13 protein-coding genes are annotated in these 15,484 nt (G+C 58.4%); 9 read left to right on the top strand and 4 right to left on the bottom strand.

Features of this window, described 5'->3' with window-relative positions:
* The first annotated feature begins 25 nt into the window (after positions 1 to 25).
* Complete coding sequence (locus tag ACK2SD_RS16035; protein WP_412460290.1) at positions 26 to 448, top strand: autoinducer binding domain-containing protein; 423 nt, start codon at positions 26 to 28, stop codon at positions 446 to 448.
* A 36-nt stretch (positions 449 to 484) separates the two neighbouring features.
* On the opposite strand, the gene ACK2SD_RS16040 is transcribed toward ACK2SD_RS16035, so the two are convergent.
* The 4 genes from ACK2SD_RS16040 to vasI form a co-directional block, all read right to left on the bottom strand.
* Positions 485 to 1,111 (bottom strand): dTMP kinase, encoded by a 627-nt coding sequence (locus tag ACK2SD_RS16040; protein WP_412460291.1) that lies wholly within the window; start codon positions 1,109 to 1,111, stop codon positions 485 to 487.
* 473 nt (positions 1,112 to 1,584) lie between these two features.
* Positions 1,585 to 5,202, bottom strand: a complete 3,618-nt coding sequence (gene tssM, locus ACK2SD_RS16045) for a type VI secretion system membrane subunit TssM (RefSeq protein ID WP_412460292.1) — start codon at positions 5,200 to 5,202, stop codon at positions 1,585 to 1,587.
* A complete protein-coding gene (tssA, locus tag ACK2SD_RS16050) occupies positions 5,202 to 6,665 on the bottom strand; it encodes a type VI secretion system protein TssA (RefSeq protein WP_412460293.1) in 1,464 nt (487 codons plus the stop codon). The genes tssM and tssA overlap by 1 nt, the downstream gene beginning before the upstream one ends.
* Positions 6,653 to 7,192, bottom strand: a complete 540-nt coding sequence (gene vasI, locus ACK2SD_RS16055) for a type VI secretion system-associated protein VasI (RefSeq protein ID WP_412460294.1) — start codon at positions 7,190 to 7,192, stop codon at positions 6,653 to 6,655. Before vasI ends, tssA begins: the two co-directional genes overlap by 13 nt.
* Before the next feature lie 394 nt (positions 7,193 to 7,586).
* On the opposite strand from vasI, the gene tssB reads away from it, so the two are divergent.
* Genes tssB through tssK form a run of 8 tightly spaced genes read left to right on the top strand, consistent with a single transcriptional unit; the run spans position 7,587 to position 15,483 of the window.
* Positions 7,587 to 8,090: a type VI secretion system contractile sheath small subunit gene (gene tssB, locus ACK2SD_RS16060; RefSeq protein WP_029612731.1), complete on the top strand. Its 504-nt coding sequence runs from the start codon at positions 7,587 to 7,589 to the stop codon at positions 8,088 to 8,090.
* 16 nt (positions 8,091 to 8,106) lie between these two features.
* Positions 8,107 to 9,597 (top strand): type VI secretion system contractile sheath large subunit, encoded by a 1,491-nt coding sequence (gene tssC, locus ACK2SD_RS16065; protein ID WP_412460295.1) that lies wholly within the window; start codon positions 8,107 to 8,109, stop codon positions 9,595 to 9,597.
* On the top strand, positions 9,594 to 10,004 hold the full coding sequence (gene tssE, locus ACK2SD_RS16070; RefSeq protein ID WP_029612733.1) for a type VI secretion system baseplate subunit TssE: 411 nt from the start codon (positions 9,594 to 9,596) through the stop codon (positions 10,002 to 10,004). The genes tssC and tssE overlap by 4 nt, the downstream gene beginning before the upstream one ends.
* 3 nt (positions 10,005 to 10,007) lie before the next feature.
* On the top strand, positions 10,008 to 11,774 hold the full coding sequence (tssF, locus tag ACK2SD_RS16075) for a type VI secretion system baseplate subunit TssF (RefSeq protein ID WP_039576740.1): 1,767 nt from the start codon (positions 10,008 to 10,010) through the stop codon (positions 11,772 to 11,774).
* Positions 11,738 to 12,754: a type VI secretion system baseplate subunit TssG gene (tssG, locus tag ACK2SD_RS16080; protein WP_412460296.1), complete on the top strand. Its 1,017-nt coding sequence runs from the start codon at positions 11,738 to 11,740 to the stop codon at positions 12,752 to 12,754. The genes tssF and tssG overlap by 37 nt, the downstream gene beginning before the upstream one ends.
* A complete protein-coding gene (locus tag ACK2SD_RS16085) occupies positions 12,751 to 13,308 on the top strand; it encodes an FHA domain-containing protein (RefSeq protein ID WP_412460297.1) in 558 nt (185 codons plus the stop codon). The genes tssG and ACK2SD_RS16085 overlap by 4 nt, the downstream gene beginning before the upstream one ends.
* A complete protein-coding gene (gene tssJ / locus ACK2SD_RS16090; RefSeq protein WP_412460298.1) occupies positions 13,305 to 14,099 on the top strand; it encodes a type VI secretion system lipoprotein TssJ in 795 nt (264 codons plus the stop codon). The genes ACK2SD_RS16085 and tssJ overlap by 4 nt, the downstream gene beginning before the upstream one ends.
* Before the next feature lie 46 nt (positions 14,100 to 14,145).
* Entirely contained in the window at positions 14,146 to 15,483 is a 1,338-nt protein-coding gene (gene tssK / locus ACK2SD_RS16095; RefSeq protein WP_412460299.1) for a type VI secretion system baseplate subunit TssK, read from the top strand.
* Position 15,484: the final 1 nt, after the last annotated feature.

Consider the following 15,484-nt stretch of genomic DNA (forward strand, 5'->3'; position numbering starts at 1 on the left):
CAATCTTCGGCCATTGCTGGAGGGCATGCCCAAGCTCGTTCATCTTCTGGGTTTCGAATTCTATCTCTTCACCAGCCCAACTTCGCAGTTGCACTCAAACCTGGGGCCGGAAGAACTGGCATGCCTGGACGCGTTCGCCAGCAGTAATCCGATTCCGGGATACGTCGAAACCCATGAACTGCCGCTACTGTGGACGGTCGACGCATTCTTGACAGCACCTGAGCTGTGGGCTGCCCTGCAAGCCAGTGGTTTGCGTCATGGCTGGGTCCAGCCGTCACATCTTGACGGCACCCACAGCAGCCTGACGGTCCTACGCCCCCGTTGTGTCATCTCCCCTCAAGAGCTCTACCGCAAAGCCGGTTTCGTCATGTGGGCGGCGCAGCAGTTGCATCGAGCCTCACTGATCCATCACCAAGGTTCTGAAGTCAGCGACACGTGCGGCCGCTGACGGCACGGGTCAGCAGGCGCCGCAAGAACACCTCAATCAGCCGTCAGCCCTTGCCTTCAAACGCTCCCGTACTCCGGCCACTACCTGCGCGATGGCGACCTCCAGTGCTCCCTCGTTGCGACACACCAGCCAGCCCTGGCCGGCCATTGCCTGCTCGAAAGCATCGGTGCAAGCTGCATGGTCCTGAGCGCTCTGCAGCACTGTGCTGCGCAGACCGCCGCGGCGTGCCTGCGCCCTGGCCCACGACAGCCCCGAGCGAGTGATTACGGCCACTTGCAGATCCGGCACTTGGACACCGCGTTCAAGATTCAGCCGCTGAATGTCCGCGAAAGAAACAGTGCGCCGAAATGCCGCATCTGAGGCGTACCAGCGGTCCATCAGGATGATGCTGCCGGGCAACTGGTTGGGCAGCACGTGACGTGAGATCCAGGCACGGCTGTCCGCCAGTTGCTCACAGATACGCAGCTCCAGTTCAACACAAGGCGCTCTGGCGAACGCATTGACGAGCGCCATGGTCTGCGCCCGGAATGGATCGTGATTACGCTCGCTGAGTCGTACTACCTTGTGACCCTCGAGCCGTAGCGCACGAGCGATGGCTTCGAGCAAGGTGGTCTTGCCGACACCTTTGGGACCGTCCAGTGAGACAAAGAGTGGTGCAGACATCACTGAATCTCGACTGTGGTAGATGGCGTGCGGCAAGCAGCGCCCACATGACAATGGACCCAATGCCTGAGGAAAAATCGGGATTGGTCAGGACGCCTCGCCAGCCGCTCTTCGAGCGCACCACATACAGGCTTGAACGAGGTTGCGAGCGAAGCGAACACCATCTCGCTGACCGCTTCCAGGGCTGACTGTTTCGTGCAGTTCATGGCGTTCGGCTGCTCGACTATGGCTACTTGGCGTTCAAGTGTACTGAAGTCCTGGATGAGCTCGCATGACAGGCGTGGATAGGCCGGTCGTAGTCTAGAAGAGGCTGAAATGAATAAAGACGCCTAATGTGCAGGTCACCTGCATGGGTACCATGAGCAATCACTCATATAGGTGACGCGACCTTGAATGCTAAGTAACCATCAGCGGCATACCGCACATTGAATCTGCCTAGGATAATGGCGCCGACACGCCGCCCTCAACCTACTTCAGATTGGCCCCTCTTGGAGCCGGGCCCCCGTGGCTGGCTCCAGATCGGACGACCGCTGCAACAATCCGCGCGGCAATTTGAAACCTTTGAAAGGCTCTTGCGTGATGGGGTTGAAAGCTTTCTCGGCGTTGAGCCGATAACGCATCACACCGTCACCGGTGCGGAAGCTCAAGTCCACGCTGGTCGCCGTGCGCCCATTGAGCGAGCCACGACTGAGCAAGCGGAACATCGACCACGGCCCGCGGTATTCCAGGCTGCTACTGTTGCCGTTCTGCCTAAGCAAAGTCAGGTTGCTACGCACATGCTGCCCCAGGGTATTAGGCCAGATGATACCGATGATCTGGCGCGGACCATGGGTGTAAGAAATCAACTGACCATCGAGGTCAAGCAGACTGGTGCGCTGGTTGGCGCTGAGCCCCAGCGGCTCAATACTAAACTGCACGCTCAGGTTGCCGCGCTGATCAAAGAACGTTTCGCGGATACGATCTGCCTGCTCCAACTGCTCGATCACATCGCTGCGAATCAACGACCGACCTTGCTTGTCAGCCTGCATGGCTTCGAGATTGTCCTTTAGGAAAACCCGCAGGTATTGATTGTTGAACTGCTGCAGCCGCCCCTTCGGCCCAAAGAACGCTTCAAAGTCATCCAGCGAAGCATCGGGTGCCCGCACCACAAAGGGGTAGCGCCCGGCCAGGCGCTGCTGGAAGAAGCTGTACACCTCGGCATCCCAACGGCGCTCGAGCTCGCGCAGCGCCTCGACGTTGAGCACTTGTGCCGTTTGATCGGCCAATTTTCCAACCTGATGGTTGATTGGCTCTGGCAAGCCGGTGGCTACGCGTTGCAGGGTGCCGATCGGATCAGGTCCTGTCATCGAGAAGCGCTGGAGCACCGCTTGGAGTGCCGCTTTGCCTCTGTCCGAACTGTCCTGCACCGCCTTCGCGTAGTCGTGTACAGCGGCGATAGCACCTAGGGTTTCATCGTAATAGCTAGGCTTTTCATCCGTTGCGCGCAGCATGGCGGACAGCCCCGCAAAGGCACGCTGAATCGCCCACGCTTGCTGTTGCTCGGACTTGCGGGTTGTCGGGCCTAACATCTCAGCCTTCGCAACTGCATCAGTCTCCACGGCGGATGTCAGCCAAGTGTTGGCCCTCACCGTGTCCAACAGCCGATGCAGGGGCGCAGCTGGACCGGTGAACTGCTGCAGCACCTCAACGCCATGATCCAGATCGCGGAAGTCGGCCACCGAGAAAGCATTCAAGGCACGCCGCCAACTGTCGATGAAATCGGCGCTGTACAAATTACGCAGCCGTTCACCCAGCGCCTCTCGGTCGGCATCCGAATAGTCGAGCTTGCCGCGCTCACCCAGTGCCCACTCGTCGACCATCGCCATTTCGGCAAAGCGCTGACTATGCGGCTCGAAGTATTGCCTGAAGCCCTTTGCCGTAAGCATGGGTGCTACCAGCACACTTTCACCCTGCCTGCCACCGACAGACGACTGGTATACCACATCGAAGGCCGGCCCGACCTGAAGACGCAGGTCCAAGTCAGTAGGCAATTGTTTTCCTGCCTGCTGCTTCAGGCTCGAATAGACCCGCTCTGGCAGCGGCATCTTGCGTAGACTTTGCTGCACCTCAGCGATTCGCTGGTTGTATTGCGGCAGCTCGGTATCGGCATAGGCCATCGCGTACTTCAGGTGCCGCATGAGGTCGCGTTGCAATTGGCCCTGGCCAGGAAATTTTTGCTGCCACTGGCGAGCCATCCAATCCTCTACCCATTCGGGTCGGCGGTTCTGGCGATCCTCCAGCATCCGGTAGACCCTTAGGGCCGCCATCTGCTGCTCACTGCCTGGGGAGGCCGTATCCATGACATCGATTACCCCGCTGGCCAAGGCCGGCAGGAAACGTTTCGAGAGCAAGCTAAGGTAAGCCTCATCGACACGCGGACCGATGACACGCCCCTGATACAAACCTAAGTCAGCCACACCCGGCCATGCGTCACGGTAGTCGCCAAATACCGACACGGCATCGCGGATCTGATCCAGCGGCTGTAGCAGGTTGTGTCCAGTCGGGTCCAGACGCTGGTCCACTTCACGATGACTGTACACTCGACTTTTGGCGAGCACGTTGGCGGCCTTCGCGCCATTGATTTCGAAATAACGTTGCCAACTGGCGATGGTCACACTAAGAGCCAGTATCCCCACACCCGTGCCAACCCAGAGTAACTGCCGCTTCCTAAGCGCCACTCTGATGTTATCCCCGGCAAGTCCGGCTTCCTGATAGATGACACGCCTGAAGGCATGTTGGATGAAATAGACCAGTGCCTTGCCCTGAGCCTTGCCCTCGCGCAGCGGAAGTTTTGTCTTGTAGGGCTGTGCGGCCTCACGAACGAATGCATTGAGCATGTCGCCTTGCTGTACCACCGAAGACCAGTACACACCACGCACCAGTGCTGGCGTGGTGAAGCGGTCACTTGCCAATGCTTCTTGCAGGAATCCCAGTAGTATCGGGCGCAGCCCAACCAATTGGGCGTGCAATGAGAAAAGACGCGCCCGCAGTGTTGCATCGCCTAATGTATCGAGTCGGTCCAGCACCTGCTCAAATACTTGGCTGATCATTCGGTCGTAGTGATCGCTAAACTCGTCCAGCCAGGCGTCGAACGTGCCAATCGCGTCCAGCTTGAAGGTGAAACCCAGCATCTTTTCCCGCGCCGCGGCGGGAAGCCCGGCGTAAAGCTGATCGAAACCATCCAATAAGTCGAACTTGCTCAATATCACATACAGCGGCAGGCGCGAGCCCAATTGGCTACTCACCTCGTACACCCGCGTGCGCAACACGTGCGCCAGCGCAATACGTTGCTCAGGCGTGCCGTGCAGCAGTGCAGGCAAATCGACGACCAGCAACACACCGTTGAGGGCTCTCTGGCTTCGGTTGCGCAGCAGCCAGTCCAGCAGGTGCTGCCATAATCTGGCCGAAGTGGCGGGTGGCACTGCGCCTGCTTCCTCGGCAGGCGAAGCGTCCCCTGATTCCTGACTGATAAAGGCGCCTGGCGGGTCAATGATCACCGCATCGTTGCTGATCCACCAACCGATCGGGTAGGCCAGTGATTGCACTTGTCGGCCGCGCGCCTGTGTCTGGTCGATACGAGTCAGAGAAAAATTCTGTTCGGTACGGTCGATCAAGCTGGTCTTGCCTGCATACTGGTCGCCCACTACCAGGTACCAGGGCAGTCGGTACAATGCACGTCGCCCACCGGCATTGTGCAGGAATCGCGACAGCCCTTGGTCCAATGCCTTCTCTTGCGCTTGAACGAACGGCAACGTTTGGTCCAGCTCGGCTGCCACGGCCTGATTGCGCTCGGACTGCAGGCGTTGATTACGCCCGCGCAGCACAACCAGCCAGCACAGCAGCGGTATTAGCACAAGCACCAGGCTTGCCAACCCCCGATGGGCCGTGCTGGCCAACGGCTGCTGCTCGTGCCACCTCCATTGCGGACCAAGCCACCAAATGGCAACGAGCATCAGCAGAGCAGCCAGCACGAGCAGCAACGGCATCGCCAGACCAATACGCGTTACCAGCGGCAAGTTCCAGCGTTTGAGTTGCTTCCATAATTGCGTCATCAAGACTCCTGCTCCTTGCTCCGTTCAACCAGCAACTGGGGGGCGGCATACTGCTGAAGCCGTTGAAAGACCTCTGGCTCCCATGCGCTGGCGGTGGTGTGCTGCATCGTCCGGGCAACGCTCGCGCACAGGTCCTGCGCCAGCCAGGACACCCCCCGCGCAGCCAGCAAGTCAGCAGCGATCACTGTGGTATGGCAGCGCTCCCGGGGCGTTCGCAAATCGGCCTGCATCCCTTGCAGCCTGAGCAGAACCGGTTCGACGCCACCGGCTTCCAGTTGGCCGGTCAGCTCCTCGCGCAAGCTTGAAAACTCCTGAGCGCCTGCGTCCTGATCAGATTGCCCTTGAGAGCCCTTGAGCCAGGCCAGGCATTGGTCATCCACGAATACCCGGCCGTCGCTGAAACACAATTGCTGCAACGCCGGCATGCGCAGCACGAACCGCGCGGTGGCAGCGCGAATAGCCTCGGCCACTTCGCCCATCGCCAACCGGGTTGCGGCGGTCGCCGCGAGGAAACTGCCGCGAATCCAGTAAGGGCAAGCCGTCACGCTTTTCTCGATCCGCTGCAGCAATGCGGCATCAAGCGTCGTGCCGCCTATGGCTTCCTCATAGTCACCGGCAATGTCCTGCGGAACCGCCATCAGTTCCGTACGATTGTCCTGCCTGGTCTGCGGCGCAGCCTGAATATGTGCCCACAGGCCGAAGCGGCGTAACTGGTAGCCGGTAGGATCGTAGGGGTCCTGCTGATTGATGAGCTCAGCCATGCTCAATAGGGCCCGCCGCGTTTCTCGCTCGTTGCTCAGCGACACTCGCGGCGCTGGCTTGGCGATGACCTGCGCAAGCGGTGCAGAGTCGGTGCTAGGAGCAAGATTAGTGGCCACGCCGGACTCGCCAACACCGCTGGCAAGCTCCAACTGTTTACGTAGCACGCGCTCCAACTCCCCCAGACCCCCGGCATCCAATTGTGCGGTGTTCTGTTGCTGCTGTAGGCGCGTCAACCCATCCAGAGCCATTGCGGCATGGGAGGTGCTGTAAGTAAAACGGTCTAGCCGCGGTAGAGCCTCGATCAAACGCGTGACCACGATGACGACCAGCTTGCGCTTGCCTAGGTAGCCCTTGGGGCCCGGTTTGGGATGAGCGGCTTCCCAATAGCGCTCAACAACACCTGCCAACAGCTCCAAGGTAAATACCCAGCGCTGCCAGCAATCGACGCGCAGCCATGCAGCACTCAGGTGGGCGACGATCCGCAAATGCTTGCACTGCTGGCCTAAGTATTGCCGGGATGCTTCTTCGATGTAGACCCAGTCGATCGAGGCTTCCTGCAGCCCGCCCAGCTTGACCATCTCCTGATCAATGGCCTGATACGTTTCGTCCTCCACATCGAACAGGCCGGCAGGTGCCTGTGGGTCAATCGGCGCAAGCAGCCGGGCGATTTCCTCAGCCGAGACCTTTGCTACCAGCGACATGTCTTGCGCGCCTTATCGATGAGTGGATCAAGCCCTTGGGCATCGAAGATCAAGCCATCGACCGCCGGGTTGTCGCTCTGAACATGGATGCGATGAGCTCCGATCAGTTGCCTAATCTGCTCGATACCCGGTAAACCTCGACCAGCATCGAGTACCTGGCCGTTTTCCAGCACCCGCCATGACGTCGCGTGTGTCGAGCGCTGCTCGCCCTGCAACCGCACCTTCACCCGACCCACATCGACAGGGCGGCCGAGGACCAACTGCAATCTGGAGATGTTCTGCACACAGCTAATGACCAGGTACGGAGCTGGGGCTGCCGATGCGATAGCGGGCGCGGAAAACAACAACCCCTCCCCTTCAGCGCTCAGGCGAAACGTCAGGTCCTCTGGCGGCCGACCCGCCTCGTGATCCAATACGCGGCGCAGGGTGGATGAGTCCTGCTCCGGCGCGGACCACCTCACCGGCTCAATGCGAGCCGGTGTTCCGGCGGACTTGTCGAAACAAGCCAGGCGCTCGAGGTTGGACACAATTCTTGGGCAATCTCGATCAGCGTATGCAAGCACCGGCATACAACCGAGTAGCAGCGAAATAGCTACGCTATATGTACTCCGCACAATCACTGACAATAACTTCCTGTTCTAGATCTGCACTTGGCCGAGACCAGGCCTGCGCACCACTCAATGTCAGCCGGGCCTGGAAACTGGCGAAAGCGTAGGCCATAGGAAAGAAAAATAACAATCAAATATTCATTTACAAATTCACGCTCGACCAAGCAGCCCGTCCCAGTGCAAGGTTTTGAATGTTCGAATCGCCGCCAACTTCTAAAGCCAAATTTCGCACTGTCATCAGAGAATTTTCCTACAAGTAATTTTTAAAATTCATATTTTCGGAAACTTCCTACATATCAAGGAGAGACTTTCAATGGTCAAGAGCACTGGCTCCGTCGCGCCCAAGGAACGTATAAATATCAAATATGTTTCGGCAACTGGAGACGAGCAAGCCGAAATAGAGCTCCCCCACAAGATGTTGGTCATGGGCGATTTCGGCTTGGATGACAACCGTGCTCTGGAGGACCGCCAGGTCATGCGTATTGATAAACACACGTTCAACAATGTACTGCATGACGCCGACGTAAGCTTAGGCATGTCCGTACCTTCCATGCTCAATGCCGCGCCAGGGACAGAGCTCGCTGTGCAATTGCAGTTCCGGTCGATCAATGACTTTGGGCCAGACCGGATCGCCCGTCAGATACCGGAGCTGAACAAACTGCTGGAGTTGCGTGAAGCACTGGTTGCCCTCAAAGGCCCGCTGGGCAATGTGCCGACATTTCGCAAGCACTTGCAGCATCTGTTGAGCAATGAGCGTGCACGAAAGCAGCTCGCTGAAGAACTGGACATAGTGTTCGAAGCACCAAAACAAGACTGAGACAACGGAGCGTCCCATGCCTAAGCAAAACATCACTCCTGTGGCCGTTGAAAAAACTGCGGACACATTGGGCTCTGCCAGTTTACTCGACGAGCTCATGGCGGAAACCAAATTGATTCCCGTACAAGAGGGTTATCAGGTCGCCAAGCAGGGCGTCTCGGCCTTTATCGCTGAACTACTTAAAAGTAATGATCCAAATCAAATAATCAATAAACATCGCGTCGATCAGATGATCGCCGAGGTGGATCGGGTACTCAGCAAACAGATGGATGCGATCCTGCACCAGCCTGAGTTCCAGCAGCTTGAGTCGTCGTGGCGCAGCCTCAAACTTCTGGTGGACCGCACTGACTTCCGCGAGAACATCAAGCTTGAAGTCCTGCATGTCAGTAAGGACGACCTACTCGACGATTTCGAGAATGCTGCCGATATCACCTGCAGCGGAATGTACAAACACGTTTACACAGCAGGTTACGGTCAATTTGGCGGCGAGCCAGTTGCGGCCATGGTGGGCAACTACAACTTCGGCCCCTCTTCCCCGGACATCAAACTGCTGAGTTACATGGCCTCCGTCGGCGCAATGTCTCACGCTCCCTTTCTCGCAGCCCCATCCCCTGAGTTCTTCAATCTGAGCAGCTTCGAAGATCTCCCCAACCTGAAAGAGATCAAGGACATTTTCGCCGGCCCGCGGCATGCCAAATGGCGAGCGTTCCGTGAAAGTGAGGATGCCCGCCATGCAGCGCTGACCGGTCCGCGTTTCATGCTCCGCTCGGCCTATCACCCGCAAGAGAACCCCGTCCAGAGCTACCACTACTACGAGAATATCGACGGGGAGCACGACAACTACCTGTGGGGCAATTCAGCGTTCCTGCTGGCCAGTTGCATCAACGACAGCTTCGCCCGATACCGTTGGTGTCCGAACATCATCGGCCCGCAGTCCGGTGGCACCGTCGAGGATCTACCGGTGCACCTGTACGAGTCCCTCGGCCAGTTGCAGGCCAAGATCCCGACTGAGGTGCTGATTTCCGACCGCAAGGAGTTCGAGTTGGCTGAAGAAGGCTTCATCGCCTTGACCATGCGCAAGGACAGCGACAACGCCGTGTTCTTCTCCGCCAACTCGGCACAAAAGCCGAAGAACTTCCCCAAGACCCCAGAAGGGCTGCAAGCGCAGACTAACTACAAACTCGGCACCCAGTTGCCCTACCTGTTCATCGTCAACCGCCTGGCCCACTACATCAAGGTGCTGCAGCGCGAGCAGATCGGCAGCTGGAAAGAGCGTCGTGACCTTGAGTCCGAGCTCAACAAATGGATCAAGCAATACGTTGCCGACCAGGAAAATCCTTCTGCCGATGTGCGCGGCCGTCGGCCATTGCGTGCCGCGAGAGTCGAGGTGTCGGACGTTGCCGGCGATCCAGGCTGGTATCAGGTTTCGCTCGCCGTACGCCCGCACTTCAAGTACATGGGGGCGAACTTCGAAATTTCCCTGGTTGGGCGGCTCGACACGCAATGAGTGGATTTTTCGATCGTTTGACGGCGAATCAATCCGTCTGCCGAGAGCCGTCCCGGCAGGAAAACGCTAGTCAAAAATTCGCTGCCATCAAGCGCCACCTCGAAATATTGCTCAACGCTCGTCAGGGTTGCTCGCAAAGCAGCCCTGAGCTGGGCCTGCGTGACTTCAACGGACACGACGCAAGCAGTGGCGATCTGCTGCAGCAAGTGAGCGCAGACATCCGTCGCACCATTCTGCGCTTCGAACCGCGCGTGCACGTGCACGCGCTCAAAGCAATGCCCGATTGCCACGCCTCGCTGGAACTGCATTTCAGGCTGGACTGCCACATACAGGTCAACAACCACTCTGAGCAGTTGCAACTGGATCTGCTGGTCAACGGCCATAACCACCACACCCGAGTGAGGTGACGCATGTCGCTCAAGGATAGATTCAGCGAAGAGTTGCGTTTCCTCCATGAGCTGGGGAATGACTTCGCCAAAGACAACCCGCAGCTTGCCCGACTGCTAGGCAAGGGTGGCAGCGACCCGGATGTCGAACGCTTGATGGAGGCTTTCGCTTTCCTCACCGCCAAGCTGCGGCTCAAGCTGGAAGACGATCTCCCTGAGCTAACGCATCCAATGCTGCAGCTGCTGTGGCCCAACTACCTGCGGCCGCTGCCGAGCGCCACGATCATTCAGTTCACGCCACGCAAGCAGGCACTCAGTCAATCCCAGCGTATACCGAGGGGTTCGCGACTGTTTTCCAAACCTGTGGATGGGGTGCCCTGCGAGTTTCGCACCTGTACCGAAGTGGACATCCATCCATTCGCGATCGACAAGGTACACGCTACCCAAACACTCGACAGTTCGGTAGTCCGGCTCGACCTGCGAACCTTGGCCAAGCGGCCGTTGAACACCATGAGCTGCCACAGCCTGGACTTCCATCTGAGCGGTGACACCCAGACCGCCCGCACCCTGTATCTCTGGATCGCTCAGTACCTCAAATATGTCAGTGTGGTGATCAATGGTGAAGTTCGCCGACTACCAGCCAGTAGCCTTGCTTTCCCAGGCTTCAGACCAGACGAGGCTTTACTGCCCTACCCGCAAAACGTCTTCGATGGTTACCGAATTCTTCAGGAATACTTCGTTTTTCCTGAGCGCTTCCATTTCTTCACGCTAACGGGTCTGGAAAGGATCTGGCCTGATCAAGTGGCCCAGCACGTGGGCTTGGAGTTCCACTTCACCCGCCAGTTGCCCGACTTACTGCATGTCGCAGAAGCAGACTTCAGCCTGTGCTGTACACCTGCGGTGAACTTATTCGCACACAGCGCGGAACCAATCGACCTTTCGAATAAGGCTGCTCAGGTCGAGCTCACGCCCAAGGGGAGCGAGCGGCATGCCTATGAGATCTTCAGTGTCGATCAGGTAATCAGCACCCGCACGACAACCGACGGTACTGTCGGCGGACACCTGCGGACCTTCCGCCCTTTCGAATCGTTCGCTCATGAGATCGAACATGCTCAAGGACGCACAGCACTGTACTACCGCTACACACTCGAGCAGTCCCTGCGCGGTGATGGCGTTACGCACCGCATCGCCTTTGTGCGCGCGGACGCCAACGCTTACATCGGCGAGCTGGAAACCGCATCCATCGATCTGACCTGCACCAATCGCGACCTACCGCTGGCACTGGCAGTGGATGATATCAATGTAACCTCCGAGGTCACGCCTCCACTTGCCAGCTACAGCAACATCTGTGCCCCTACGCGCCCCTATCGGCCGGTGTTGGACGGCCAACTGCAGTGGGTCCTGATTTCCAACATGTCACTCAACTATCTGTCGTTGCTTTCGGCTGAAGCGCTTAAGGCGATCATTCGGGCCTACGACTTCGCGGCGTTGCACGATATCCAGCAGACACGCACCACCCGCAAACGCCTCGATGGCATCCAGGATGTTCAAACAGAGCCATTGGACTGGCTGATCAAAGGACAGCCCGTTCGTGGCCTGCGGACACGATTGAAGCTGGATCAGACGGCGTTCCTCTGCGAAGGCGACCTCTACCTATTCGGTTGCGTGCTCGCACACTTCTTCGCCCTCTACGCCAGCATCAATTCCTTCCATCAACTGGAAGTGATCAACATCACCAATAATGAGCATTACACATGGCCAATCCAGACCGGCAAGCAACCGCTGATCTAGCCGACACGTTGCTCGCCGAGGCACATCAGTACAACTTCTTCCAGTTGCTGGAGCGCCTGCACGGCTTGCACGAGGATGATCTGGAACCGCGTTGGCCAGATAGAGCCACCCGCCTGCGTGTACGGCTTGGCTGCGACCCGCGGCTCACCTTTCCCATTTCGGACGTGTACAAAGCGGAACGCATGCCTGCGGCGCAAGACCGGTACCGCATCTGCACCACATTCATAGGCTTGCATGGCACGGACTCCCCGTTGCCGTCCTACTACCTGGAGCAGGTGGCGTATGAGCATGCGCACGGTATCGGTGTGCGTCCGGCCTTCTTCGATTTCTTCAATCACTACCTGCTCAGTCTGTTACACCGCATCTGGCGCAAGTACCGCTACTACATTCGTTTCCAGCCGGGTGCCAGCGATGGCTTCTCCCAATATATCTTCGCCCTGCTTGGATTGAATGACAAAAAGCTGCGCGGCGACACGGCACTGCCTTGGAGTCGACTGCTCAGTTTTGCCGGCGTGATCGCCAGTCGCAGCCGTTCGCCAGGCACCGTCGCCGGCATCATTGCCCACTGCTTCGACCTCAAGCAGGTACAGATTCGAGAGTTCGAAACCCGCTCGGTTTACACCACGACCCAGCAACGGGTAAGCCTGGGTTGCAGCAATGGCAATCTGGGCAGTTCCTTCACGATCGGCAGCCGCACACGAACTCGCAGCAGCAAGTTCACCATAGTGATCAGTGAACTCGATCAGGATCAATTGCGCGACCTGTTGCCCAGTGGCATCAACTTCAATCGCCTGCGTGCATTGATCGACTTTCTGCTACGCGATGGCCTGGCCTACGACCTGGAGCTGCGCCTCAAGCAGAACGCCCTACTGCCCTTTCGCCTGCACAACAGCCAGGGCGCCTACCTGGGCTGGACCAGTTTCGTTGATGACCGCAACGGTCAGATCGCTCCGGTTGTACGGTTCCGGGGGCGCTCATGAGCTCCTTGACCTTGAGCATCACCAACCTTGAACAACTGCGGCACAACGTCACTGCCCGACATCAGTTCGATTGCTCCGGCGGCACTATTGGCAGCGCAGGGGCTACCTGGCGGATTGATGATCGTGAAGGGAACGTTGCGCCGATCCACTGCGAGATTCGCTGGTTCGAGGGCAGTTTCTGTGTAATCGACCGCTGCCAACGCACCTATCTGAATGACAGCCTTGAGAGTGTGGGATCGCTCACCGCCAGACGGCTGTTAGAAGGTGACCAACTGCGCATTGGCGCTTGCCTGCTGCAAGCTCAAGTTTCACAAGCTGATGTGCGCTCGCTGGAAGACCTGTTCAGCCCTGACCAGAGAACCCTTGATCAATGGCTACTCGATGTACCCGCCCCAGCGTGGCAGCCCGTATCTGTCACCCGTGACGCTGCGGTTGAAATCTGTGCCGCCTTCGAATCGAACATGGGTAAAGACCCCTTGGTCGCTCTAGACACTGTGGCAGCGCCTGTACAGGAAAACCCGATGGACCACCTGATTACGGGAAAACACCCATGACCCGTTGTTCGTTCTCTGCTGGTCTGCTGACGGTGTTGATCGGAGTTTCCGGTTGCACTTCTCTGAGCAAAATCGGCCAAGTGATCATGGACCCCTCTGTACCCGTAGGCCCACCCAAGGAGCATCTCACCCAGGTCGCGTTCAGTATCAACGCCAGCCCGACACTCAACGGCAACGCTCACAGCGTCGAGGTGCCCATCGAGCAGCCTGACGCACTGGAACCGAGCCCCTACGCGGTCAGTTTGAGCGCAGGCGATCCGTACGCCTTGACCGAGAAAGTCGGGACCTTGTTCGAATACCTCCAGCAACAGTTCCCTGCCATGTCGCCGGTCTCGATGCCTCTGGACGAGGACGACGACCTGCTGCGATCGCCCATGGAAGAGAGCACTCCTGGCAGCTACGACGACCCGGCCGTGGTCCTGACCTTACCCCACACCACCACCGTGGCCGCCGAGCCTATCGCTACACCCATAGCGATCAAGATCCTGCAACTGCGTGACGACTCGCTCCTGCGCAATAGCGTCTACGAACTGCTGGAAAAGGATCCGGCCAAGGCGCTGCGCAGCACCTACATCCGTGATGACGACTACCTGCTGCGACCTGGCCAGTTCAAGTTCATCCCCTTTGCGCCTATTGATCCGGAAACCCACTTCATCGCGGTGATCGCCGGCTACCGCAACAAGGAAAACGCCACCTGGAGCCAAGTGCTGCGCATTTCCCCTCGCGGCCACCAGATCATCCTGTCGGTGTTGCTCAACGACACGCAGGTTCTGCTCAGAGAGGAAGACTGATGCCCGCCCAGCCTTCCTTTCTTAATTACGCTGACACGGAGCGCTCATGAGTTCACGCAATTCCGTCCTGTGGCCTGAAGGCCTGTTCGTCAAACCGCAGCATTTTCAACAGGCGGCTAGAGCCAGCGAAGCGGCCCTGCTCCAACGCATAGGGAGCTTGAATGCAGCTTTCTTTGGGTTCAGCGAACTGCTGTTGAACGACGAGTACCTCAGCCTGGGCAAGATCGCTATCACCCGTGCGCGGGGCATCATGCCGGATGGTACAGTGTTCGATATCCCCGCCGATCTGCCGCCCCCTCCACCATTGGAAATCGAGGATGACGGGGCGAAAGACAGCGAGATCTACCTGTGCCTGCCGCTGCGCACCGAAGGTGGCCGAGAGGTAAGCTGGCCAGGCAACGCCGCCAACTACCGATACAGCGCTCATGCCGAGGAGATCAAGGACACCCACAGCGCGGACGGTGACCTGGTACAGGTCGACTTGGCAGTGCCCAACTTTCAGCTCAAGCGCAAGGCCGATGACAGCAGTTCCTACACCCGCCTGGCCGTGACACGGATTCTGGAGCGGCGTCCCGATGGCAGCCTGCAGTTGGACGAAGGCTTCTACCCCACCAGCATTTCGGTACGCGCCATACCAGCGCTGCAGCGCTTCCTGGAAGAGATCACCCACACGCTGCGCGAACGCGCACGCAATCTAGCAGCCCGCATCGGCGCCTCTGGGCAGTCCGGTATCGCGGACATCCGCGACTTCAACCTGCTGCAGGCCATGAACCGCTGGTGGCCTTGCTTCCAGCACCTAGCCAGGCAAGGCCAGACACATCCCGAGCAGCTATATCTGTGCATGAGCCAGGCCAGTGGCGAGTTCGTCACCTTCACTGACGAGACCCGGCTGCCGCAGGAATACCCTACGTATCAGCACACCGCGCTGCGCACGTCGTTCAAACCACTGCAAGATACCCTACGCCGAGCGCTGAGCACCGTACTACAACCGCGCGCCGTTTCGTTGCCTCTGCAGACGCTGGAGTACGGCGTAATGACGACCTTACTGGAAGACCGCCGCCTGATCGACCAGGCGGACTTCATCCTGGCGGTCCGGGCCAATCTGCCACCGGACACGTTGCGGCAAATGTTCGTGCAAAAGGCAAAAGTCGTTGCGCTGGAGTCACTGAACGAGGCAGTGCCACTGCAACTGCCGGGTATTCCATTGCTTGCACTGCCCGTGGCACCTCGAGATCTGCCTTTCCATGCAGGCTTCACCTACTTCGAACTGGAGCGTCGCGGTCCGGCATGGTCGGACATGAAGACCTCGACCGGGTTCGGTATCCATGTCGCTGGCGAGTTCCCCGGGCTCGAACTGCAGTTTTGGGCAATCAGGAGTGAATGAG

Source organism: Pseudomonas sp. SC11 (assembly GCF_047039205.1).
In the GTDB taxonomy this organism is placed as follows: Bacteria; Pseudomonadota; Gammaproteobacteria; order Pseudomonadales; family Pseudomonadaceae; genus Aquipseudomonas; species Aquipseudomonas boreofloridensis.